19 protein-coding genes, 6 tRNA genes and 1 pseudogene are annotated in these 22,637 nt (G+C 41.4%); 18 read left to right on the top strand and 8 right to left on the bottom strand.

What is annotated here, in order from left to right:
- Positions 1-157 precede the first annotated feature (157 nt).
- The 3 genes and pseudogenes from FTV03_RS18090 to FTV03_RS06850 all read left to right on the top strand — a co-directional run bounded on the left by FTV03_RS18090 (position 158) and on the right by FTV03_RS06850 (position 2,561).
- A pseudogene (locus FTV03_RS18090) lies at positions 158-882 on the top strand (CPBP family intramembrane glutamic endopeptidase).
- A 22-nt stretch (positions 883-904) separates the two neighbouring features.
- On the top strand, positions 905-1,429 hold the full coding sequence (locus FTV03_RS06855; RefSeq protein WP_180040654.1) for a DUF1543 domain-containing protein: 525 nt from the start codon (positions 905-907) through the stop codon (positions 1,427-1,429).
- 139 nt (positions 1,430-1,568) lie between these two features.
- Positions 1,569-2,561 (top strand): DUF2804 domain-containing protein, encoded by a 993-nt coding sequence (locus FTV03_RS06850; RefSeq protein ID WP_180040652.1) that lies wholly within the window; start codon positions 1,569-1,571, stop codon positions 2,559-2,561.
- 51 nt (positions 2,562-2,612) lie between these two features.
- Here the strand turns inward: FTV03_RS06850 and FTV03_RS06845 are convergent, their stop codons facing one another.
- A complete protein-coding gene (locus tag FTV03_RS06845) occupies positions 2,613-3,488 on the bottom strand; it encodes a metal-dependent hydrolase (protein ID WP_078191325.1) in 876 nt (291 codons plus the stop codon).
- Positions 3,489-3,633: 145 nt separating this feature from the next.
- Here FTV03_RS06845 and FTV03_RS06840 point away from each other — a divergent pair, with 145 nt between their 5' ends.
- Positions 3,634-4,662, top strand: coding sequence for an AraC family transcriptional regulator (locus tag FTV03_RS06840; RefSeq protein ID WP_180009064.1), 1,029 nt, complete (start codon positions 3,634-3,636; stop codon positions 4,660-4,662).
- Between the two features lie 85 nt (positions 4,663-4,747).
- Here the strand turns inward: FTV03_RS06840 and FTV03_RS06835 are convergent, their stop codons facing one another.
- Complete coding sequence (locus tag FTV03_RS06835) at positions 4,748-6,082, bottom strand: Na+/H+ antiporter NhaC family protein (RefSeq protein ID WP_180040650.1); 1,335 nt, start codon at positions 6,080-6,082, stop codon at positions 4,748-4,750.
- A gap of 363 nt (positions 6,083-6,445) precedes the next feature.
- On the opposite strand from FTV03_RS06835, the gene trpA reads away from it, so the two are divergent.
- The 4 genes from trpA to FTV03_RS06815 are packed head-to-tail and all read left to right on the top strand — an operon-like array spanning position 6,446 to position 10,432.
- On the top strand, positions 6,446-7,249 hold the full coding sequence (gene trpA, locus FTV03_RS06830; RefSeq protein WP_078191221.1) for a tryptophan synthase subunit alpha: 804 nt from the start codon (positions 6,446-6,448) through the stop codon (positions 7,247-7,249).
- The gene (gene accD / locus FTV03_RS06825) at positions 7,246-8,142 is read left to right on the top strand and encodes an acetyl-CoA carboxylase, carboxyltransferase subunit beta (RefSeq protein ID WP_180040648.1); all 897 of its coding nucleotides are present in this window, start codon (positions 7,246-7,248) and stop codon (positions 8,140-8,142) included. Before trpA ends, accD begins: the two co-directional genes overlap by 4 nt.
- Positions 8,139-9,422 (top strand): bifunctional tetrahydrofolate synthase/dihydrofolate synthase, encoded by a 1,284-nt coding sequence (gene folC, locus FTV03_RS06820; RefSeq protein ID WP_180040647.1) that lies wholly within the window; start codon positions 8,139-8,141, stop codon positions 9,420-9,422. Before accD ends, folC begins: the two co-directional genes overlap by 4 nt.
- Complete coding sequence (locus tag FTV03_RS06815; RefSeq protein ID WP_373683938.1) at positions 9,413-10,432, top strand: SPOR domain-containing protein; 1,020 nt, start codon at positions 9,413-9,415, stop codon at positions 10,430-10,432. The genes folC and FTV03_RS06815 overlap by 10 nt, the downstream gene beginning before the upstream one ends.
- Positions 10,433-10,452: 20 nt before the next feature.
- Here the strand turns inward: FTV03_RS06815 and FTV03_RS06810 are convergent, their stop codons facing one another.
- From FTV03_RS06810 to FTV03_RS06800, 3 genes are all read right to left on the bottom strand, one after another.
- Positions 10,453-11,046, bottom strand: coding sequence for a dual specificity protein phosphatase family protein (locus tag FTV03_RS06810; RefSeq protein WP_180040645.1), 594 nt, complete (start codon positions 11,044-11,046; stop codon positions 10,453-10,455).
- Positions 11,036-11,863: an MBL fold metallo-hydrolase gene (locus FTV03_RS06805; RefSeq protein ID WP_180040643.1), complete on the bottom strand. Its 828-nt coding sequence runs from the start codon at positions 11,861-11,863 to the stop codon at positions 11,036-11,038. Before FTV03_RS06805 ends, FTV03_RS06810 begins: the two co-directional genes overlap by 11 nt.
- Positions 11,864-12,156: 293 nt before the next feature.
- Positions 12,157-12,792 carry a peroxiredoxin gene (locus FTV03_RS06800; RefSeq protein WP_078194127.1) on the bottom strand — a complete coding sequence of 212 codons (636 nt, stop codon included), beginning with the start codon at positions 12,790-12,792 and terminating at the stop codon, positions 12,157-12,159.
- Between the two features lie 337 nt (positions 12,793-13,129).
- Between FTV03_RS06800 and secA the strand changes: the two genes are divergently transcribed.
- From secA to FTV03_RS06750, 10 genes are all read left to right on the top strand, one after another.
- On the top strand, positions 13,130-15,853 hold the full coding sequence (gene secA / locus FTV03_RS06795; protein WP_180040641.1) for a preprotein translocase subunit SecA: 2,724 nt from the start codon (positions 13,130-13,132) through the stop codon (positions 15,851-15,853).
- 144 nt (positions 15,854-15,997) lie between these two features.
- Positions 15,998-16,354, top strand: coding sequence for a hypothetical protein (locus FTV03_RS06790; protein ID WP_078191213.1), 357 nt, complete (start codon positions 15,998-16,000; stop codon positions 16,352-16,354).
- 160 nt (positions 16,355-16,514) lie between these two features.
- A complete protein-coding gene (argJ, locus tag FTV03_RS06785; protein WP_180005408.1) occupies positions 16,515-17,735 on the top strand; it encodes a bifunctional glutamate N-acetyltransferase/amino-acid acetyltransferase ArgJ in 1,221 nt (406 codons plus the stop codon).
- Between the two features lie 153 nt (positions 17,736-17,888).
- Positions 17,889-18,956, top strand: a complete 1,068-nt coding sequence (gene nadA / locus FTV03_RS06780) for a quinolinate synthase NadA (RefSeq protein ID WP_180040639.1) — start codon at positions 17,889-17,891, stop codon at positions 18,954-18,956.
- A 154-nt stretch (positions 18,957-19,110) separates the two neighbouring features.
- Positions 19,111-19,187 (top strand) — tRNA-Pro (locus FTV03_RS06775).
- Positions 19,188-19,232: 45 nt separating this feature from the next.
- Positions 19,233-19,309 (top strand) — tRNA-Arg (locus FTV03_RS06770).
- A gap of 44 nt (positions 19,310-19,353) precedes the next feature.
- Positions 19,354-19,429 (top strand) — tRNA-His (locus tag FTV03_RS06765).
- 3 nt (positions 19,430-19,432) lie between these two features.
- A tRNA-Pro gene (locus FTV03_RS06760) sits at positions 19,433-19,509 on the top strand.
- Between the two features lie 105 nt (positions 19,510-19,614).
- A tRNA-His gene (locus tag FTV03_RS06755) sits at positions 19,615-19,690 on the top strand.
- 17 nt (positions 19,691-19,707) lie between these two features.
- Positions 19,708-19,784, top strand: a tRNA-Pro gene (locus FTV03_RS06750).
- Positions 19,785-19,898: 114 nt separating this feature from the next.
- Here FTV03_RS06750 and FTV03_RS06745 read toward each other — a convergent pair.
- From FTV03_RS06745 to FTV03_RS06735, 3 genes are read right to left on the bottom strand one after another with little or no spacing between them, the layout of a single operon-like run.
- Complete coding sequence (locus FTV03_RS06745; protein WP_078191210.1) at positions 19,899-20,378, bottom strand: OmpA family protein; 480 nt, start codon at positions 20,376-20,378, stop codon at positions 19,899-19,901.
- On the bottom strand, positions 20,359-21,603 hold the full coding sequence (locus tag FTV03_RS06740; protein ID WP_180040638.1) for a diguanylate cyclase domain-containing protein: 1,245 nt from the start codon (positions 21,601-21,603) through the stop codon (positions 20,359-20,361). The genes FTV03_RS06745 and FTV03_RS06740 overlap by 20 nt, the downstream gene beginning before the upstream one ends.
- On the bottom strand, positions 21,600-22,100 hold the full coding sequence (locus FTV03_RS06735) for a YfiR family protein (protein ID WP_180022391.1): 501 nt from the start codon (positions 22,098-22,100) through the stop codon (positions 21,600-21,602). Before FTV03_RS06735 ends, FTV03_RS06740 begins: the two co-directional genes overlap by 4 nt.
- Between the last annotated feature and the right edge of the window lie 537 nt (positions 22,101-22,637).

The raw sequence follows: 22,637 nt of genomic DNA, 5'->3' as shown, positions 1-22,637 counted from the left end.
GAGGGTGAATTAAAAATCGCGCAGAAGCAATTCCGCGCGATTTTTTTGGGCTGAAAATTTTATTGAGGCAAATCACTACAAAACAGATGCAGAATAAAAGTGTGAAATAAATCACAATACTGCGCAAATTTTATTGCTTTAGAAAGACTTTATAACAATGACGTTTACTCAATTGGTTCGTGCAGAATCCTTTCCAACCCATATTTATTGGCAATGGCGTGATACTTTTGCGCTGTGTATTCTTCCGCTGATCTTGTTCAACAGTTATGTCTTAGACCAATTTTTTGGTGTTTCAGCTCAGGTTGCTTTGGGTGATTCGATCTTTCGCGGCATTTTATTTATTGCCGTGTGCTGGCTCTATAAAACGATGCTATATACGCACTGGCAAAAGTATAAACAGGCCTTTTGGCGTTCAAGCCTGTTGGTGGTTGTTGGTGCAGTCGCTTTACAAGTGGTGATTTCTTTTACACGCAGTCTGTTGCCCGTTGGTGAGAGCATTGAAAAAGAATCGACCATTGATCCTATACGATTGCGTTTTTTAGCTTGCTGATCATCAGCCTTGGGCCATTATTTACCGCTTTGCTTGAAGATATTATTTTCCGCTATACCTTGCTGCAAAAGCTGTTTGTACAGCCGTGGCTATGGCGAGTGATTTTGGTCTTACTGAACTCAATCTTATTTGGCTTGATTCATTATCATAATTTTGATGGCGATTTGATTGCGACCATTAGTTTTATGGCGGCAGGTCTATTTCTCAATCTGATCTATTTGTGGACGCGTAACATTTGGCATGTCTTACTCATTTATTTCGTTAACAATGCGGTACTATCGCTAGGCGGCGTGATTTTATTGAAATTGCTTCAGCCCTATGTGGGCAGTTGAAGTCAAAAATAGGGGGGAGATTGTGTCCAGTTTATTTATGGTGATGCTCGGCGGACGTCATGCAAGAGCAAATATCGAAGTGCATGACGTCATTCTTGCAGTGGGTAACGCATTAGAAGAGGTTTATCCACAACTGAGAACGGCATGGTTTGGTGAGCAAAAAGGCTTACATATTGATGCTTGGGCACAAGTACATACAGTCAGTACTGAAAATCGACATTATCGCATCCAATTTTGTGATGCCGCGCCACGTGCTGAAGATGAAAAATTATGGCTGATTAATCTCGGGGGATATGATGCCCGCGAATTTGGTGAATTACATCGTTATGTTTTGGTGACAGGACAAAACGCTAGTGTCGCGAAACAACGGGGCAAGGCTTTTTTTGAGTCACATTGGCAAAAACAACATACCGATCGAACTCTAGATGTTGATGATTGTATTGCGATTGATCATGTCTATGGGCGCTATATCGAATTGATTGAAACGCCGCATAGTCAGCAAAATTCATGGAAAAATGATTACATCTTAATAAATGAACATTTGTGATGATTAAGAGCTGAAATGTCAGCTTTTATATTTTTTTGTGATATTCGCCTGAAATCAGATGGATTGTCTTTTCAGGAGTTAAATAATAGGCATAATAACATTCAGGATTTAGACCTTAAACCTCAATGGAATGGCGTATATGGATTTAATACGGCCGAATGGACAGCCGCATTATGGGCGTTTTAGTGAACTTCCCAATCGAATCGATTTAAGTAAGTATGAATATAAGACACCGTATGGAAAACGACTTGAAGGTTGGCGTAAGCGTTTAAAATATAAAAAATTTAAATTTTGTTGTATTCAGCATGAACATTATACGATTGGTCTAGCGATCGCCGATATCGCGTGGGCGGGGCACGGTTTTGTCTATGTGTATGATCATATTACGAATGAAGTGTTGGAATGGAATTCGATTAATTTCCTGTCACGCAATACCGTTTTAGATGAACAACCTTTATTTAATCAAAGTCATTTTATCAAGTCAGGGATTCAACTGGACATTCAGCATGCCAATGGTGTGCGCTACATTCAAATGTCGAAACATGGCGAACTCAAACTGAGCGCTCGAGTGTTTTGTGCGGGGACTGATCCGCTGAGTATGTGTAGCCCTACAGGGATTAATGGTTGGACCTATACTCAAAAACTAACGACGTTAGGCTGTGAAGGCTTCTTTATCAATAAGCAAGGCAAGACCATTCAATTCCATGACCGGACATTGGTGTCTTTAGATGATACCTGTGGTTTTCTTCGTCCTGAAACCGCATGGTTTTGGTTGTCGTGTAACTTTTGGGATAGTCAAAATCGACGCGTTGGGATCAATCTTGCCTCTGGTGTAAATGAAAGCTTTGGCAATGAAAATTGTCTGTGGGTCAATGGACATCTGTATGCCATGTCTGATGTGCTGTTCCAGCAACAAGGCGATAATCAATGGAATATTAGTTCATTAGACAACAGCTTAAATTTGATCGTCACCACAGGTTGGCGGCGCTATGAAAACTTGAACTTAAGATTGGTTGGTAGTCAGTTCAGTCAATGGCAGGCAAAAATTAGCGGCACAATTCAACGTGATGGCGAAGAAATTGTATTCTTAAATGAATATGGTTTACTTGAGCAGCACTATGCCAAATGGTGAGTCTAAGCCTATAAAAAAGCCGCAATCGATGCGGCTTTTTTTATTCAGTGTTTATTTTGCAGCTTGCCAAAACACTTCTGCAGCTTGAATTGGATCATTGGTTTCTTCATAAGTTTTTAACCAAAGATCATAATTTTGCACAATGGGATGCTGACTCGGATGGAAGTCTTTTTTAAACCAATCTCGATATGGCTTGCTCATTCGGGTGAGGGTGCCATTTTTACCAAAGAACCACGGTAAGCCTTTCATATTTAATTTTAAACGTTCCGTGAAACTGAAGCCGTCATGTTTTAGCATCACATTGGCACGGTATAAGGTAAAGCCGAGCATCAATCCACTGGTCCAGACCAGAGTGAATTTCTTTAAATTTTCATCGACCTTAGCCACATCTTTCATCACATCAAAAGCTACATCGCGATGTTCCATTTCTTCTATCGCATGCCAAATAAATAATGCACGGACATAAGGATGCGCAGATTCTAGTACGGACTTTTGGCTACAGAACGTTTCAGCCATCAGCGCAGTCAAATGCTCGGCAGAAGCCGTCATGGCAATGTTGTATTCAGGTGAGCGCTTGCTCAGTTCAAATTTAAAAATTTTATTTAAGCGTTTAATGAAAGCATCGACAGGCATGCCTTGTTGTTTCATCAACATATTCATTTTGTCATGCGCCATACCGTGCTGCGCTTCTTGACGAATAAAGTCAGCCACACGCTGCTGTAAATCAGGGTCTTGAATTTGACTGCGGAACAGACGTACAGATTCAATAAAATAGCGCTCGCCATCTGGAAAGGTTAGGCTCAAGGCATCAAACATACGTGTTAAAAAGGGGTCTCCGCCAAACCAATAGCGCGGGATTTCTTCTAACTTAAAATTCAGCTTTGTGCGAACAATGGGTTCGACTTGATATTTGACGATAGCATTCATGATATTTTTTCTGTGCGAGTCGTATTGATTGCAGTATGTCGGAGAAATTGCACTTTGTTTTGACAGATATTGCCAATTTTTATACATTTTACGCCATGATGAAAATATAAAATGTCAGAATTGGCAGGTCAGAAAGAGGGGCGAGATGGCTGAAATTCAGATCCCAAATGGTTACTTTCAACTATGGAATATGGTCTTAATTGAGCGTGAATTAAACTATACACAGCTTGAATGGATTGCGCCGTATGCTGCGCAAATTCAGCATGTGCTGTCTTTGCCGATCGACTCTCAATCGCCGAATTCTTTTTTTAACAGCATCATGCAACTGACTCAGCAGCATCTGGATTGCCCGCAATTGGTTTTTGAAATGGCCAAGTATATTCGTGCGGAGCATTTTGGGGTGTTAGGCTATATGGCGACACTGAGTAATAGCGTAGCAGATGCTTTGCAATATGTGATGCGGTTTAGTCGTTTGGTGATTGATGGCGCGCAAATTGTGCCGATGAATATGAGCCATCAAGATCATCAAATTATACTGTCTTGGCCACAGCATGATGATGAATATGCGTTGGTGAATGAATTGACCATGGCCTGTATGGCACATTTGGCCAAGCAAATTTTTCCAGATTCTTTAAAGTTACTCCGTATTCATTTTGCACATGTGCCGCGGATGGCACGTTATCACTATGAAAAGTTTTATGGTTGCCAAATGGAATTTTCGACCCTTAAATATTCATTTGTGATTCATGCCGATAGTTTGGATTTAAAGTCAGAACTTGCAGATCCATCGCTGATGCAATTGTTATTACGTCAAGCCGAAGAGGCGATAGCTGCTCGTTCGCAACATTCAGATCCAATTCAACAGATGCAACAATGCATAGCAGATTATCTCAAATTACAGCAGCAAGCCCCTAAAATAGAATGGTTAGCAGAGGAGTTACACCTGTCAGTCAGAACCCTGCAACGACAGTTAAAGGAGAAAGACACCTCATTTAAGCGGCTTTTGGAGCTGGAACGGATGAAACGCTGTGAATATCTACTTTCACAACAAACCCATTTGACGGATATCGCTTTACAGCTAGGTTATTCAGATCAGTCGGCTTTGGCACGTGCTTTTAAGGCATATAGCGGAGAGACATTATTAGCGCGAAAAAAAGCCTTGAAATTAGAATAAAACGTGCAGATTGCTCGTCAAGAAAAGCCATTCATACAGCATTAAAAAAAGCGGTCAAACGACCGCTCTTTCTTTTAAACCAAGCTTATGCCGCAGCTTTTAATTTTGGATAACGCAGTAAAATGGCAAGGATGGCAAAGATCGCCAAGACCCAACAGTAATACACACTACCAATCAGTTCCACAGGCGAAAGTTTTGCGATCGAACAAGCCAGTAACAGCTGTGCGCCATAAGGAATGAGACCTTGGACTACGCAAGAGAAAATATCCAAGAGCGCAGCAGCACGTTTAGGGTCTACACCATATTCTTTGGCGACTTCACGTGCCATGTCACCAGATAAAATAATTGCGACAGTGTTGTTTGCTACAAATAGGTTAGAGAAAATCACCAAGAAACTGATACCAATTTCACCTGCGCGTTCAGCACCAACTTTAAAGCAGCGTGTAATGCTGTAAATACGTTGAATCAGCCATTCTAAACCGCCTTCTTTTTGCATAATGGCAGAAATACCACCCAAGAAAATAGAAAGCAGGGCAACTTCAAACATGCCGGTAAAGCCGTCATAAATAGAATTATTTAAGCTTAAGAAGTTAAATTCAGGTTGAATCACCAACCCAATAAAACCAGATAACAAGACACCAATGGTCAGTACAGCAAGCACGTGCAAACGTGAAAAGGCCAAAATAAATACGGCTAAATACGGCAAGATCAGCCACGCATTATAGGCTTTGTGTTCAATCGCTTGTGAGCCTTGACTCATGAATAAATAGATACAGATGCTGACAATCGATGCAGGAACAGCAATCCAAACATTGACTCTAAATTTATCGCGAAGCTGAACTTTTTGACTGTTCGTTGCAGCAATGGTGGTATCTGAAATCATCGACAGATTATCACCAAACATAGCACCGCCGACCACAGCACCAATGGCATACACCACTTCAATTTCGGTGACTTGAGCAAAACCAAAGGCAATTGGTGCACAGGCTGCAATAGTGCCCATGGAGGTTCCCATCGCTGTGGCAATAAAGGCCGCAATAATAAACAGCATGGGCAGCACGAACTCAGGCGCAATCATCGATAGTCCCAACTGCACTGTTGCATCGACACTACCGATGGCACTGCTGACACTGGCAAAAGCACCAGCGAGCATAAAGACCATGAACATTAAGATCAAATTCGGGTGGCTAGCACCTTTCATAAAGGTATCAATCGCGTCATTGATCTTGCCGCGATAGAGCAAAATTGCCAATACAATTGCAGGAAGAGCAGCGACTGGGGCTTTCACTTGATAGAACGCAAACTCAGTTCCAATGATGGAATGGTAAATACCACTGCCCAAAAAAATGGTCAGAAAAACAATAAGCGGGAGCAGTGCAAATGCCCGAGCAGGCACTTTCACTTGTGAATCGGAGGACATAGGAGATAAAAAAATAAAAGTATGCGGCTAGTATAAAGCAGGTTTTGCAATTTAAGGAAAATTAAAATGTAAATGCTAAGCCTGTTATTTTTAACATTTTTTTGATGATAAAATTAAGTTAATCTAAAACCTTATAATTTTGCCAGATCCTAAAATTAGGCATCTTTGATCATTGTGAAAAAAACTGAAATATCGGTAAATGATGCTTTCGGGTTGTTCTGGAAAATTATGTTTGCATGAGAAATGCCGACGGAGGATTGTATACCCTGTTCAATGGGTAAAAAATAGCGTTACAATGCGATGTCTTGTATTTCGACAAAACCCACATCATAGTTTTGATTCATTCAAGGAAAGTATAACCCTATGTCACGTTTAGCCACTCGATTTGGAACGCTTAAATCTCAACAGCGTAAGGCCTTGGTTTCTTATGTTATGGCTGGTGACCCTCATCCACAAGTAACGGTACCTTTGTTACATCAAATGGTTGAGGCAGGTGTAGATGTGATCGAATTGGGTCTTCCATTTTCAGACCCAATGGCGGATGGTCCTGTTATTGCACTTGCCGCTGAGCGTGCGCTTGCTGCAGGAACCAATACTCTAGATGCCTTGAACATGGTGAAAGAGTTCCGTAAAAACGATACAGAAACACCAGTAGTACTGATGGGCTATTTAAACCCTGTTGAAGTAATCGGCTATGAAAAGTTTGTTGCCTATGCACATGAATGCGGTGTAGATGGCGTGCTCTTGGTGGACCTTCCACCAGAAGAAGCAAAAGATCTAGATGCAGTATTGAAAAAATACGACATGGATCAAATCTTCTTACTTGCGCCAACATCCACTGACGAACGTATTCAGCATGTGGTGAAACAAGCTAGTGGATTTATCTACTATGTTTCTTTGAAAGGTGTGACAGGTGCAGCGACTTTAGACGTTGCTGAAGCTGCGGCACGTATTCAAAAAATCAAATCGTATACTCAGGTACCTGTCGGCGTTGGCTTTGGTATCAGTGATGCAGCATCGGCGAAAGCCATGGGTGTTGCTGCGGATGCGGTGATTGTAGGTAGTGCTTTTGTTAAACAATTTGCAAACTTAGCGCCAGAACAAGCTGTAATCGAAACAGTGAATAAAGTGAAGGAGCTTCGAGCTGCGCTCGATGAGTTAGTATGAGTCAAGACGCAAAAACAGGCAAAATTCTGAGTGCATCTACGCCATGGACAGAGCGTGCGGTACCAGGTATTCATGTACCTGATGAACAGCAAGCATTAAAGGCGACATTTACTGAGCCGACGATTGAATGTCCTGAGTGTCATGCACTTGTGACTCGTACTGCAATGTCATTTAATGCCTACGTTTGTCCGCAGTGTGATGAACACTTGCGAATGAAAGCGCGTGATCGTTTGAACTGGTTCTTTGACCAAGTACAAAAAGAATTGGGTCAAGAATTTAAAGCCAAAGATCCACTTAAATTTGTAGATAGCAAAGCGTATCCAGACCGTATGTCTGAAGCGCAGAAAAAAACCGGTGAAACAGAAGCTTTAGTGGTGATGCAAGGAACGCTGAAAGGCATTCCAATGATTGCGACCGCTTTCGAATTTGATTTCATGGGCGGTTCAATGGGCACTGTGGTTGGTGACCGTTTTGTTCAAGCGGCTGAACTTGCAATTAAATTCAAACAACCACTTATTTGCTTCGCTGCCTCTGGTGGTGCGCGTATGCAAGAAGGCATGTTGTCACTCATGCAAATGGCGCGTACTTCTGCTGCCATCCAAAAAATGAAAGATGCAGGCTTGCCTTATCTAGTGGTATTGACACATCCAGTTTACGGCGGTGTAACGGCATCTCTTGCAATGTTAGGTGATGTGCATTTGGCTGAACCAAAAGCAATGATTGGTTTCGCAGGTAAACGCGTTATTGAGCAAACTGTGCGTGAAAAATTGGAAGAACCGTTCCAACGTGCAGAATACTTGCTTGATCATGGTGTAGTCGATCAAATTGTCCACCGTCATGCATTACGTGATACAGTTTATCGTATTGTAGCGAAATTGATGAACTTGCCTTGAACACAGCACCATTTGCATCTGATTCTTTAAGTACATGGCTCGATTATTGGAGCCATGTTCATGTTACGGGTATTGATTTGGGTCTGGAACGGGTGATTCCTGTTGCGGAACGACTCGGTGTAACCCAGCCTGATGCGAAAGTGCTGACGGTCGCGGGAACAAACGGTAAAGGTTCAACCACGACCACTTTGGCTGCGATTTTAAATGCCCAAGGGTATAACGTGGGGCTATACCAATCACCGCATATCTATCGATTCAATGAACGTGTAAAGCTTCAAGGTGTTGAAGTGGCCGACCAAATCCTGATTGATGCTTTTGTAGCCGTTGATCAGGCGCGTCGTGAATGTGAATTAAGTTTATCTTTTTTTGAAGCGACCACTTTGGCCGCTTTTGTTATTTTTAAACAGCAACATTGCGATGTATGGGTACTTGAAGTAGGCCTAGGTGGTCGACTTGATGTGGTCAATGTTGTCGATCCAGATGTTGCAGTGATTACCAATATTGGTTTAGACCATACCGATTGGTTGGGCGACACCATTGAAAAAATTGCTTTTGAGAAAGCAGGGATTATTCGTCCGAATATTCCCGTAATTTTTGGTGGGCAGCAAGTTTTGCCTGAAGCCATTCGTCAAAAAGCAGAAGATTGCCAAGCCGCTTTACATGTACTCAATCGTGATTATTTTTATCAGTACAGTGATGACGGACAATCTTGGATGTTTGCCTCATCAGGTTCAACCTTAAAACTCCCCGTGGGTTCTTTGGCACTCGAAAATATCTCTACGGCTGTAGCAGCAATATTGGCCAGTGGTTTGGTGGTCTCTCAGCAGTCGATCGCTCAGGGGATTATCAATGCCAAGTTACAAGGTCGTTTTGAAGTTAGAGAAATTGCAGGAAAAACGGTGATTTTCGATGCGGGACATAACCCGCATGGTGTTGAATTTTTGTTAAAGCAATTGCGAAATTTCCTCCAGTACAATAAACAATACACAGAAGTGATCAGCGTTTTCTCCATGCTGACTGATAAAGACATAAATTCTGTCGTTAACTTATTGAAAGATACGGTAAGAATGTGGAAAATTGCACAATTAAATGTGCCACGTGCGGCATCTATCACACAATTGGATAGCGCACTGCAGCATCAAGTCGTAGAACATTATGACAATGTGCAATTAGCTTTTAAGTCCGCGCTGGAAGAAACAAAGAATAATCAGCTGATTCTGGTATGTGGTTCATTTCATACCTTAGAAGCGGTATGGGAGTATCTGGAAGAATGTCAATGAATAACAAACAACGCTGGATGGGTGGTGTTGTTTTATTAGGTGGTGGTGTACTGCTGGCTGCACTTTTACTTAAAGGCAAAGAAGAAATACATCAAAATCAAAGCCAAACCCCTGAAATGGCTCAAGTTGAGCAACAAGGTCAGGGTGCGGGTAAAATGTCATCATTGACTGTTGATGTTGAAACTGAAAAGCGTTTGCTCGAAGAACAACGACGTACCCGTGAAAAATCGGTTGCGGAGCAAGAAGCACGTGCAGCAGAATTTTTAGCGATGCAACAACAAGCGGAAGCGGATGCAGCACGTAAAGCAGCAGAAGAATATGCAGCTTTAAACGCACATCGTTCAGCTCAACAAAGTTCGGATAATATTCCGCCCGAATTGGTTGAAGATGAAAAAGCCAAGCAAAAGCGTTTAGCTGAGGATAAGTTGGCGGCTCAAAAAAAGTTAGAGACTCAGTCGGCGCAGCAAAAGGCTGATCAGGCACGTATCGCAGCAGATAAACAAAAAGCCGAAGCAAAACGTAAAGCGGATGCTCAAAAAGAAGCTGAACGTAAAGCACATGCTGAAGCTGAGAAAAAAGCAGCAGATAAGAAAGCAGCCGAAGCGAAGCAACAAGCTGAAGAAAAGCGTAAAGCCGAAGAAAAACACAAGGCAGAAGAAAAGCGTAAAGCCGAAGAAAAACACAAGGCAGAAGAAAAGCGTAAAGCCGAAGCCAAGAAAAAAGCTGAAGCTGAAAAAGCACGTGATCTGTTGGAAAATGGCGATAAGCAATGGATGGTACAAGTTGCTCTAGCTGCCAATGAAGCCAATGCAGATGCCGTCGCTGCAAAATTACGTGCAAAAGGCTATAAAGTGACGAAGAGTCCTACATCTAAAGGCATTCGTATTATGGTTGGCCCTTCGAAGGACCGTGATGCTGCGGACGCAACACGTAAAAAGATCAATTCAGATGCAAGTTTGAATATGAAATCGGCTTGGGTGATTGATTGGGTACCTCTCGATAAACGCTAAGTTTATTTGAGAAATGACCTTTAATAAGATGGATTCAGTAGTTGCTGCTGAATCCATTTTACATTTTCAGGGCTGAATAATCGGTCTATATTTTTCCAAATAGGGTGGAAGCCATAGCCACCTTGTTTCATTTCACGCTTTGCTTCCTCAATGGACCAATGCTGAAAAATAATACGGTACATTGCCACACTCGCGCCTGTAAGGTCTGAGCCGTGGTAGCAATGGATTAACACTTTTTGCTGCTGTTGTTTAGCCACTTTTATAGTTTTCATCACCGCCAGTAAATCTTCACGATCGATTTGCCACGTGTGTATCGGAATATGTACAAAATTAATCTTTTGCATATCAATAGCATTTTTTAAGCGTTCTGGGTCATGGTGCCGTGAACGTAAATTTATGATCACACCGATTTGCTGTTCTCGTAGAACAGGGGCGAGATCTGTATCAGGTTGTTCACTGCGAAATAGCGTTGGGCTGATTTGATAAAAATTATGCTGTTGATGAACGACTTTCCCCCAATGCTGAGGACGTTCATTTAACGGTAATGGATTTGATGTCATGCAACCCGTGAAGCTAGCACTGAGTAGGATCATTGGCAGGATTTTAGCGGTCATAGTTTGTGTTCTGATATCGAGCGAGTTCGAAAGGGTCATGTGCGCAGATGAGATCGATGTCCGGATGCTGCGCTAACTGCTGAATCTTATGAAGTGTGTGCAGTCGCTGTGTATTGTCGGTGGCAAATAAATGCTCAAGCTGATTTAAGGCCCGCGAATGAAAATTTGGATTTAATTGATGCTGTGAGTAATAAGCATCGCCACAATATAACAACCAGCGCTGGTTATTTTTAATCGCAATACCGGCATGACCCGCGGTATGTCCCAAAAGTGGGAGCATTAAAATATCCTCTTGAAAAATAGATAGTCCCGTAGTGTGCTCTAAGTTAAACCATGCTTGCGTCCCGATGTTTTCGATAAAGTTCCAATAACGATGCTGTTGGAACTGCTGTGGTCGATAGCGCAGTCGTGATTTAAGGTTGTGAAGATTTTGAGTGGCGTTATATTCACTGGCTAAGACATGCACGGTCGCCTGCGGAAAATCTGATATCCCGCCAGCATGATCAAAATCTAGGTGTGACAACAAAATGTGTTGAACATCTTGAGCCCTATAGCCTAATTTTTGAATTTGATGAATCGCACTTAGTTGCGGATTAAATTTGATCTGCGCTGTGCGTGAAATAAACCGACCTAAACGATTTTGTGGATGTATATAATCTTGTAAGCCCAGTCCTGTATCGACTAAGACGAGCCCTTTATCTGTTTCAATGAGCAGGCAATGACAGACCAAATGTGCGCGAAAGCCTTTCTGTCCAAATAAAGGGGCACACGTTGGACAAAAACTACCACAATGTAAATGATGAATTTGATGAATCACGGTTTGTTGTTTTCAAGTTTTTCTTAGTTATAACGGAATTGTGATGTTTAACCAATCTAATCCCAGAGAGGAATTTGTAATCAAAAAAAAGCTCATCCGAAGATGAGCAGGTTGGAGAATGCCAGAACGGGCTCATCATTCGTTCTGAGGGGAAAACTATATTAACTATGGTTATGATTCTGAGTTGGGTCAGGTGCTGCACTTAAAAATAGTTAAATTTGTACCTTCGCTTTGGTCACTCACAGCAGAGCTTCTTATCTTGCGCTCGGACAGCGTAATGCTCCGTTTTATCCTCACTTAGGTTGAGGCGTTAAACGAAGGTAAGGCGTAACTGCGTTATATCCTTGAGGAAAGCGTTGTTTGATTTCCTCTTCATCTTTTAATGACGGCACAATCACCACATCTTCACCTTGTTGCCAGTTGGCCGGTGTTGCAACTTTATGGTTGTCTGTCAGTTGCAAAGAATCAATGACACGTAAAATTTCATGGAAGTTACGCCCTGTAGATGCAGGATAAGTAATGATTAAACGGACTTTTTTATTTGGATCGATGATCACCAAAGAGCGAACAGTTAATGTTTCGCTGGCATTGGGGTGAATGAAATCATAGAGGGTGGACACTTTACGGTCTTTGTCTGCAATGATCGGGAAGTTCACCGTGGTATTTTGAGTATTATTAATGTCATTAATCCAACCATGATGCGACTCAACATCATCAACAGACAGGGCAATGGCCTTGACACCACGTTTGCTAAATTCATCTTTTAGTTTTGCGGTAAATCCAAGTTCTGTGGTGCAGACTGGGGTGTAATCGGCTGGATGCGAAAATAAAATGCCCCAACTGTCACCTAAAAAGTCATAAAAATGAATGCTGCCTTCGCTTGAGTCTTGAGTAAAGTCTGGTGCAGTATCACCTAAACGAATCGTCATGGAATATCCCCGTATTTATTGAATTTGTTTAACTCAAAAATAAATATGAAGGATTTTTTTTATGATTAAAAATAGTGTTTTTTCATTTCTTTATGAATATATTTCATATAAAACAGTTTTATTGGGGGATAAATGCGAAATATCTCACGACAGAGTCACTATGTTGTCTGCAGAAAATTTGTTACATTAGCTTGCCTTAAGTCTCCGGGGCTAGAACCCGAGCGCAGAATATTTAAGGGGATTTTTGTGCAAAACCCTTGTACTTCGAATTTCTAGCACCATAATAACGACTAAGAAAATATATTCATTTGACAAGCAAGATTTAGAGAGTCTATTCATGTTGGCAAGTCTGATCGGAGGAATCTTCGGTACCAAAAATGAGCGCGAACTCAAACGCATGCGTAAAATCGTAGAGAAGATAAATGCGCTCGAGCCGACGATATCTGTTCTAAGCGATGCAGACTTATCTGCAAAAACTGAAGAATTCAAAGAACGTTATAAAAAAGGCGACAGCCTTGATAAATTATTACCTGAAGCGTTTGCTGTTTGTCGTGAAGCTGCAAAGCGTGTCATGGGCATGCGTCATTATGACGTACAGCTGATTGGTGGTATTACTTTACATGAAGGTAAGATCGCAGAGATGCGTACCGGTGAAGGTAAAACCCTCATGGGAACGCTTGCTTGTTACCTCAATGCGATTAGTGGTGAAGGTGTTCACGTGATTACGGTGAACGACTATCTCGCACAGCGTGATGCTGAATTAAACCGTCCATTATTCGAATTTTTAGGTTTAAGCATTGGGATTATTTACTCAATGCAAGACCCAACTGAAAAAGCTCAAGCGTATCGAGCTGACATTACTTACGGTACCAACAACGAATTCGGTTTCGATTACTTGCGTGACAACATGGTGTTTTCTGCTGCTGAGAAAAAACAGCGCAGCTTAACCTATGCCATCATCGATGAGGTCGATTCGATCCTGATTGATGAAGCGCGTACACCGTTGATCATTTCTGGTCAATCAGAAGACTCATCTCAGTTGTATGCTGCAATTAACAGCATCCCACCAAAACTTCATGCACAAAAAGAAGAGAAGGTACCAGATGGTGGTCACTTCTGGATTGACGAAAAACAGCGCTCTGTAGAAATGACCGAAGTCGGTTATGAAACTGTTGAAGCTGAATTGATTCAAATGGGCTTGCTTGCTGAAGGTGAAAGTTTATATTCATCTGCTAATTTAAACTTGGTACACCATGTTTCTGCGGCCATTCGTGCGCATTACCTATACCAACGCAACGTGCATTACATCATCCACGAAGGTGAAGTGATCATTGTCGATGAAAACACTGGTCGTACCATGCCGGGTCGCCGTTGGTCAGAAGGTTTGCATCAAGCAGTGGAAGCAAAAGAAGGTTTGGAAATTCAACCTGAAAACCAAACTTTAGCAACTACAACATTCCAGAACTATTTCCGTCTATACAAAAAATTATCAGGGATGACGGGTACTGCAGATACTGAAGCTGCAGAGATGAAAGAAATTTATGGCTTGGATGTTGTACTTATTCCAACCCATCGCCCGATGATTCGTAATGACCAAAACGATTTAATTTATTTAAATCGTGAAGGTAAATACAACGCCATCATTCAAGAAATTCAACGTGTTCATGAAGCGGGTGTTGCACCGATCCTGATTGGTACAGCAACCATTGAAGCCTCTGAAATTTTATCAGATAAGCTGAAAGAAGCTGGTATTCAACATGAAGTACTCAATGCGAAACAACATGAGCGTGAAGCGGATATTATTGCGCAAGCGGGTTCACCTCGTGCAGTAACCATTGCGACTAACATGGCTGGTCGTGGTACTGATATTCTGTTAGGTGGTAACTGGAAAGCGTTGCTGGCGAAGATTGAAGAGCCGACTGAAGCAGATGAAGCACGTTTGAAAGCAGAGTGGGAACAAAATCATGAAATGGTGCTGAACTCTGGTGGTTTACACATCATTGGTTCAGAACGTCATGAATCTCGTCGTATCGATAACCAGTTACGTGGTCGTGCGGGCCGTCAAGGTGACCCAGGTGTATCACGTTTCTACTTGTCGCTTGAAGATGACTTGATGCGTATCTTCGCGGGTGATCGCGTAGTTGCAATGATGCGTGCCATGGGTCTGAAAGAAGATGAAGCCATTGAGCATAAAATGGTGTCACGCTCGATTGAAAATGCACAACGTAAAGTTGAAGCACGTAACTTCGATATTCGTAAAAATCTATTGAAATACGATGACGTAAACAACGAACAACGTAAGATTATTTACTCTCAACGTGATGAAATTCTTGAAGAAGCATCATTGCAAGATTACATCGAAACGATGATTCACGATGTGACTAAAGGCATGATCGAAGTATATATTCCACCCGAGTCTATTCACGATCAGTGGGATATTGAAGGTCTTGAAAAAGCACTTCGTGAAGATCTATCGATTGAACTGCCAATTTCACAGTGGCTAGAGCAAGATCGTCGTTTAGATGAAGAAGCTTTGGTTGAACGTATTACTGATGAAGTTCTTCAGCACTACCGCTCACGTCGTACGCAAATGGGTGACGAAACAGCTGCAATGCTAGAACGTCACTTTATGCTGAATTCATTGGACCGCCATTGGAAAGAGCATTTGGCAGCGATGGATTACTTACGTCAAGGGATTCATTTACGTGGTTATGCGCAGAAAAATCCTGAGCAAGAATACAAAAAAGAAGCCTTTAACTTATTTGTAAACATGCTTGCGGTGATTAAGTCAGATGTCGTGACAGATTTATCTCGTATTCATGTACCAACAGCCGAAGAACTTGCAGAAATGGAAGCTCAAAAACAGGCTCAAGCAGAATCAATGAATCTTCAATTGTCACACAATGACTTTGATAATTTATTGGCTGAAGCTAATGGTGATGACATTATCGATGCGCAATATACACCTGCAGAGCAAGTGATTGTGCCACCGGAAAGCCGTAACTCACCGTGCCCATGTGGTTCAGGTCTGAAATATAAACAGTGTCACGGTAAAATCTAAACGACATTGCTTAATTTCAAATAAATCAGAGCCTTCGCGCTCTGATTTTTAATTTACACTGCTGATCTGACCTGAATAGTATTTGCAGTTCAGCAGATTAAATGTTATTTAGTTTCTATCAATAACCGTAAGACGGAAAAGACAATGAAAAAAGTACTAAAACCGTTCATGATTGCTGCTTTGGCTTTGCCAACTTTTGCCTTTGCAAACGCTCCTCAGACGACTTCTGTCGAGAAAGTTCAACAAGCAGTTGGTCCAACAACAACTCAAGTACAGGTTGGTACTGACGGTCAAGTGACTGTAGCAAGCCCGCGTACGGGTATTCGCTATACCTTTGCCAATCCAAATCGTCCGATCGTATTGCAAACTGCGAAAATTGCAGCAGCCAATGCGGCGAATGCTGACCGTATTGTGGCTGAAAACCCAGCACTTTCTGCTGCGAGTCAACAAAAAGCGAAACAAGTGCTTCTTGATGAAGCAACTCAGCTGGCGCGTAACTAATTTACGACGAACAGTGGTAAAGACCAGTCGGAAGACTGGTTTTTTTATGTGCAAAAGAAATCCACAATAAAATTACAGCAAAACCGTGCTTCTGCTCGATTTTTTATAGTTTTTGCACTAAGCTGTATTTTTTATAACTCATATAGTTGGACGTTGAAAAATGGCAGTTGGTGACGTATCTATGCCACAGATGCATGTGGTGAAAGGTGTAAAAATCGGTTCGGCTGAAGCGTATGTGCGCTATCAGAACCGACGTGACCTTGTCATTTTTGAATTTGCTGAAGGTTCTAATGTTGCAGGCGTTTTTACTCAAAATGCATTTTGTGCAGCGCCGGTTCATATTTCGAAAGCGCACTTATTAGCAGGTAATCCACGTTATTTAGTGATTAACACCGGAAATGCCAATGCAGGTACTGGCAAAATCGGTATGGCAAATGCTGAAGCGACATGTGCGAAACTGGCGGAACTGGCAGGTGTTCAAAATACAGAAGTCCTTCCTTTTTCAACGGGTGTAATTGGCGAGCAATTACCTATTGATCGTTTGGTTCAAGGCTTGCAACCCGCATTAGATAGTTTACAAGAAGATGCTTGGTTGGATGCGGCAACAGGCATTATGACCACAGATACCACACCTAAAGGTGCATCTGAGCAGTTTGAGCTAGATGGGGTTCTGTATACCATGACTGGTATTTCTAAAGGTGCAGGCATGATTCGTCCAAATATGGCGACCATGTTGAGTTATGTAGCAACTGATGCACCCATTAGTCGTGAGTTAGTGCAACAACTTTTGAAAACCACAGTTAACCTGTCGTTTAACCGTATTACGGTGGATGGTGATACCTCAACGAATGACTCATGTATTTTGATTGCAACGGGTCAAGCTGGTGGCGTAGAAATTACTTCAGAAACAGATTCACGTTATGCTGCTGTTTTAGACGTGTTAACACGTGTGATGAAACGTCTTGCACAGCTCATTGTTCGTGATGGTGAAGGTGCGACGAAGTTTATTACTGTGGCGGTAGAAGGCGGTGCAGATACTCAAGAATGTTGTGATATTGCTTATAGCATTGCACATTCACCGTTGGTTAAAACTGCAATCTTCGCATCAGATCCAAACTGGGGTCGTATTTTGGCAGCAATTGGTTATGCCGGTGTGCCAAACTTAGATGTTGAAAAAATTCAGGTCTGGTTGGGTGATGTTCAAATCTGTAAAGATGGTGGCGCAGCAGCAGATTATACCGAAGCAGCAGGGGCTGCGGAGATGGAAAAATCTGAAATCACGATCCGTGTAGATTTAGGGCGTGGCAGTGCTCAAGATACTGTGTATACCTGTGATCTGTCGTATGACTATGTCAAGATTAATGCAGATTATCGTTCATAAGATATTTGATGTTTTTGAAAAGCCTCCGTTGTGAGGCTTTTTTATAAGTGGAACTTTTTAATGACCGGTAAAAAATAGCCAAGTGCCATATTTATGGGTCAGTTGTGAAGCACCTGTGTAGTAGCAGGCATTAAGGGTAGAGAAGACGTTGTGATGAATAATGCAAACAACTTAATTGCAAATGAAGCAAAATCAATTGTACAAGCGCATTTGGATCGTTTGGGCGATGTTAAAGAGCATCACTTAACGGAAGCTGCAAAGCTTGAAAAGTTTGAATTAATTAAAGCGGAACTCAAAAAACGTAACGCTGTCCTTGTTGCACACTATTACTGTGATCCTGAAGTGCAGGAACTAGCAGAACTGACAGGTGGGTGCGTTTCGGATTCACTTGAAATGGCACGTTTTGGTCGGGATCATGAAGCAACGACGTTGGTGGTTGCAGGGGTGAAATTCATGGGGGAGACCTCGAAGATTTTATCTCCTGAAAAAACCGTACTGATGCCTACTCTAGAGGCAACATGCTCACTTGATTTGGGCTGTCCGGTCGATGAATTTACTAAATTTTGCGATGCACATCCGGATTATACAGTTGTAGTATATGCCAATACCTCGGCAGCAGTGAAAGCGCGTGCAGATTGGGTGGTCACCTCGAGCTGTGCAGTTGAAATTGTTGAGCATTTAGATAGTTTAGGTGAAAAAATTATTTGGGCACCCGATCAGCATCTCGGTCGTTATATTCAAAAGAAAACCGGTGCAGACATGTTGCTATGGGATGGGGCATGTATTGTTCATGAAGAATTCCGTGCGCGTGGTATTGCCAATATGAAAGCGTTGTATCCTGATGCAGCAGTTTTGGTGCATCCAGAGTCACCAGAATCTGTGGTGGATATTGCAGATGCCGTCGGTAGCACCTCGCAATTGATCAAGGCTGCACAAACCTTGCCACACGAACGTTTAATCGTGGCAACAGATCGTGGTATTTTTTATAAAATGCAGCAAGCTGTACCAAATAAAATTCTCATCGAAGCACCGACGGCAGGTGAGGGAGCGACTTGTCGTTCATGTGCGCATTGCCCTTGGATGGCGATGAATGAATTGGATGGCATTCTGGAAGTTTTACAAAAAGGCGATCAGGAAATTTTTGTAGATCCGGCATTGGCTGAGCGTGCTAAATTGCCTTTAGATCGGATGTTGAATTTCAGTGCCAGTTTAAAACGTTAATTTTTGCTTGAAAAATGATTAAAGTGCTTGATAAATAATCGCTTGAAATGATTTTTTATGTTTTTTTGAAGATAGGTGTTGACGTTAATCAACGTCACGCCTAGAATGCACACCGTACCGCACGATATGCGATACAGCGAAAGCTGAGATGAAACGGAGCATAGCACAGCCTGGTAGTGCACCTGGTTTGGGACCAGGGGGTCGTAGGTTCGAATCCTACTGCTCCGACCAATTTCTCAAGGCAAAAATCGCGTGATAGTCTATGTCATCGGTAATGCGCCTGTAGCTCAGTTGGATAGAGCATCCGCCTTCTAAGCGGATGGTCACAGGTTCGAATCCTGTCAGGCGCGCCATTATAATGGTGTTCTGATACTAGAATCTGAAACTTGTTGTGATGGTGGATGTAGCTCAGTTGGTAGAGCCCCGGATTGTGATTCCGGTTGTCGTGGGTTCGAATCCCATCATTCACCCCAATTCGGAGCATAGCACAGCCTGGTAGTGCACCTGGTTTGGGACCAGGGGGTCGTAGGTTCGAATCCTACTGCTCCGACCATTTTCTCAAAGAAAACGGTCGATAAAAGATACCGCATACAGCGGTTTTTTTATGCCTGTAATTTAAAATGCGTTATATTGGTTATTCACAAGCAAGAACATGATGGTGGATGTAGCTCAGTTGGTAGAGCCCCGGATTGTGATTCCGGTTGTCGTGGGTTCGAATCCCATCATTCACCCCAACTTTTAAAGTTGAAAGCGGAGCATAGCACAGCCTGGTAGTGCACCTGGTTTGGGACCAGGGGGTCGTAGGTTCGAATCCTACTGCTCCGACCATTTATCTCAAAAGCAATACTATGAAAAAGATGCCGCATTTAGCGGTTTTTTTATGCCTGAAATTTATAAAAAATAAAAAAGCCACCTGAAGGTGGCTTTTCCAAATTCCGCTATTTAGGGGATGATGGTGACATTTACACGACGGTTGATGGCACGATTTGTTTCGGTGTCATTGGAAACCATCGGCTGTTCAGCACCACGGCCAATAATTTGAATATTTGAACTGTTATAACCTTGCTTTAAAAAGACGTTTGCGACGCTTTGCGCACGTTTTTCTGACAGTTGTTGGTTGTAATTGGCTTGTCCAACATTATCCGTATGACCAATAAACTTAATTTTATTTAGGTCATATTTAATCAGTTGAGTGGCGAGTGTATTTAACTTGCCTTGTTGGTGAGGTTGTATTTGATAATCATCAAAACCAAATAAAAGTCGTTCTGGTAGGGCAAGTGTCCAACCATCATTGGTCAAGACAAAACCTTCTTTTTTAAGCATACGTGCTTGTTTATAGCTTAAGTTACCTAAACTCATGCAGGCTGTCATAGTGGCCGTGAATGCAAGTATAAATAAAACTTTAAATGCGTTCTTTAACATAGCAAATCCTATGAGTTGGGCGTTGTGGTGCAATGCACCAATGATTATTCGAAAGTTTAGCATCATACATGGCGCGATCCGCATCTGCGATTAGATCTTCTGGCGATTTCGCATTTTGGATCAGTGCCACACCAATATTAGCTTGTAATGCAATATTATGTTGCTCATAAACAAATGTGGAACCATAGCATTCATGTATTTTGTGACAAAAGACTTCGAGTTCTGTCAGGAAATTTAAACGATTGATAATAATTGCAAATTCATCACCACCGAGTCGCGCAACGAAAGCATTATCTGGCAGTGCTTGTTTTAAACAATATGATGAGGCACGCAGTACTGCATCCCCAGCTAAGTGACCATATTGGTCATTCACATGTTTAAAGTTTTCAATATCGACAAAGAACACAGCAGCGTTCGCTTGTAAGTCAAATAGCTCAAACAGCTTTTCATAAAAATAATTGCGATTTGGTAATTGGGTTAATGCATCATGACGTGCTAGATGAATTAGCTTGTCATTTTCTGAAATTAAGTTTTTATTTGACTGTTCAATTTCACTAAGTAAACCATTAAAGGCGGTACTGAGTGCGTGTAATTCTTGAATATCAGAGTTTGAAACCCGCATTTTATAATCTTTCTTAATACTAATGGTTTGAGCTGATTCAACAATAGAGCGAACGGATTGCATTAAGTATTGATAAACAGAGTTCACCGACCAAAACACAGTAGCCAATAAAAGAATAAAACCTAAAAATAAACCCAGCAAAATTTTATGGAAGAAACTAACTAAATCTGAAGAGTTTCCATATACGATCAGTTCGCCATAACTTTTCTGATCATGATGGATATCTAAACGAATCGGTTGGCTAAAAAAGAAATAATCCAAAATCGCTTGGCTGGAAAATGTTGAAATTTCTTGTTGCTCGGCATGAGCAAGCGATGCATTTTGATGGTTTGTAATTTCAATAGAGCGAATAGGATACAGTTGGGTGTATTCATTTAAAATTTGACGCATCGTTGTTTGGTCATTAAAGACCACAGCAGGTTGAACGCGTTCGTTTATCGCGTTCGATAAAATCGTTAAGCTGTTTTTTGCATATGTATGCATGGTATAGGTGGAAATCACCAAAAAAATCGCAGAACAAATCGTAAAAGTTAAAGCAAAGATGGTGAGCTGCGAACGTGTAAATAATTGGTGTAATGTAATTGGGTTATAGAGTTGTTTCATTCAGCTGACTCCGATGACTTCGCCAGTAATAAAACGCGTGGATCAATATGTATTTGTGACTGCGTTAGACTTTCCATATTAATTTTAAACGAATAACTCTGATTTTTTTTATACAAACAGAATGCACTGCCGGACTCACACTCACTATTGTTACTGCTTAGAGAGAGGGCGGGGAAATTGACATGGCTGTTTAAAATGTTTTGTTCTTCTTTTGCTGTTAGGTTGGAAAAAAATAAAACTTGGCAATGACTGGATTTGATGTCATTCACATTGATGGCTGTAATTTTATAAGTGCTGTGGGTTGGCGCAAGTTTTTTAAAATCATTGACTAAACTTGAATTATTAATCACGCAAAATTTTGGTGAAGTGGTTTCCCACTTGGCATAACTCAAAATAGAGAAAGTGGTTGTGAAAATATTTGCTGTGGGAGCTGCATATAATAAGGGTGAAATGGAGCACGCCATTATTAAATAGGCAGTTTTTTTAAAAACAACCATACGAAATCAAAAATGTCTTAAATTAAATGGAATGAAAATTGGGTGCATATACGTTTTATTATATGAAATAGGGCGTATATAGCCCAATAATAATACAAAAGAATGTTTATGTGTTTAAAAAAGCGACATGCGTAAAATAAATCATAAAAAGGGTGTTGCAACGAATGTGAAATGCTGTAGAATGCACATCCATCGGCGGTGATGAAGATTAAAACTTCTGATAAAACAATGACTTGGTTGAATTGATTAAGTTGGGTTTTAGAAAAAAAGTTTAAAAATAATTTGAATTACCGGTTGACTCTTTAGAAATAAAGAGTAATATAGCCGACCTAGCTTGTTGGTGACGAACCAGCAAGAAGATCATTAAGAGATTATGAAGAACAACTTGTGTGGATTTTTACTGATTGATTGATCGAAATTATTTTCATTGATTGATGGTAGAAATTACTCGAAGTTTATTTGAGCAAATTTTTGTCAGTAATTGATGAGCCAAGATTGGTACACTATATGTACTATTGATTTTAAACTGAAGAGTTT

Origin of the sequence: Acinetobacter sp. YH12218 (assembly GCF_013417925.1) — a bacterium.
GTDB classification, from domain to species: domain Bacteria; phylum Pseudomonadota; class Gammaproteobacteria; order Pseudomonadales; family Moraxellaceae; genus Acinetobacter; species Acinetobacter amyesii.
This window is presented reverse-complemented; position numbering and strand designations above follow the sequence as displayed.

Excerpts from the sequence above, each read along its gene's own strand:
- FTV03_RS06850 (WP_180040652.1), top strand. The coding sequence starts at position 1,569 with ATGGATTTAATACGGCCGAATGGACAGCCGCATTATGGGCGTTTTAGT.
- FTV03_RS06815 (WP_373683938.1), top strand. The coding sequence starts at position 9,413 with ATGTCAATGAATAACAAACAACGCTGGATGGGTGGTGTTGTTTTATTA.
- FTV03_RS06835 (WP_180040650.1), bottom strand. The coding sequence starts at position 6,082 with ATGTCCTCCGATTCACAAGTGAAAGTGCCTGCTCGGGCATTTGCACTG.
- FTV03_RS06845 (WP_078191325.1), bottom strand. The coding sequence starts at position 3,488 with ATGAATGCTATCGTCAAATATCAAGTCGAACCCATTGTTCGCACAAAG.
- FTV03_RS06840 (WP_180009064.1), top strand. The coding sequence starts at position 3,634 with ATGGCTGAAATTCAGATCCCAAATGGTTACTTTCAACTATGGAATATG.
- secA (WP_180040641.1), top strand. The coding sequence starts at position 13,130 with ATGTTGGCAAGTCTGATCGGAGGAATCTTCGGTACCAAAAATGAGCGC.
- accD (WP_180040648.1), top strand. The coding sequence starts at position 7,246 with ATGAGTCAAGACGCAAAAACAGGCAAAATTCTGAGTGCATCTACGCCA.
- FTV03_RS06810 (WP_180040645.1), bottom strand. The coding sequence starts at position 11,046 with ATGACCGCTAAAATCCTGCCAATGATCCTACTCAGTGCTAGCTTCACG.
- trpA (WP_078191221.1), top strand. The coding sequence starts at position 6,446 with ATGTCACGTTTAGCCACTCGATTTGGAACGCTTAAATCTCAACAGCGT.
- FTV03_RS06745 (WP_078191210.1), bottom strand. The coding sequence starts at position 20,378 with ATGTTAAAGAACGCATTTAAAGTTTTATTTATACTTGCATTCACGGCC.
- nadA (WP_180040639.1), top strand. The coding sequence starts at position 17,889 with ATGAATAATGCAAACAACTTAATTGCAAATGAAGCAAAATCAATTGTA.
- argJ (WP_180005408.1), top strand. The coding sequence starts at position 16,515 with ATGGCAGTTGGTGACGTATCTATGCCACAGATGCATGTGGTGAAAGGT.
- FTV03_RS06735 (WP_180022391.1), bottom strand. The coding sequence starts at position 22,100 with ATGGTTGTTTTTAAAAAAACTGCCTATTTAATAATGGCGTGCTCCATT.
- FTV03_RS06790 (WP_078191213.1), top strand. The coding sequence starts at position 15,998 with ATGAAAAAAGTACTAAAACCGTTCATGATTGCTGCTTTGGCTTTGCCA.
- FTV03_RS06800 (WP_078194127.1), bottom strand. The coding sequence starts at position 12,792 with ATGACGATTCGTTTAGGTGATACTGCACCAGACTTTACTCAAGACTCA.
- FTV03_RS06740 (WP_180040638.1), bottom strand. The coding sequence starts at position 21,603 with ATGAAACAACTCTATAACCCAATTACATTACACCAATTATTTACACGT.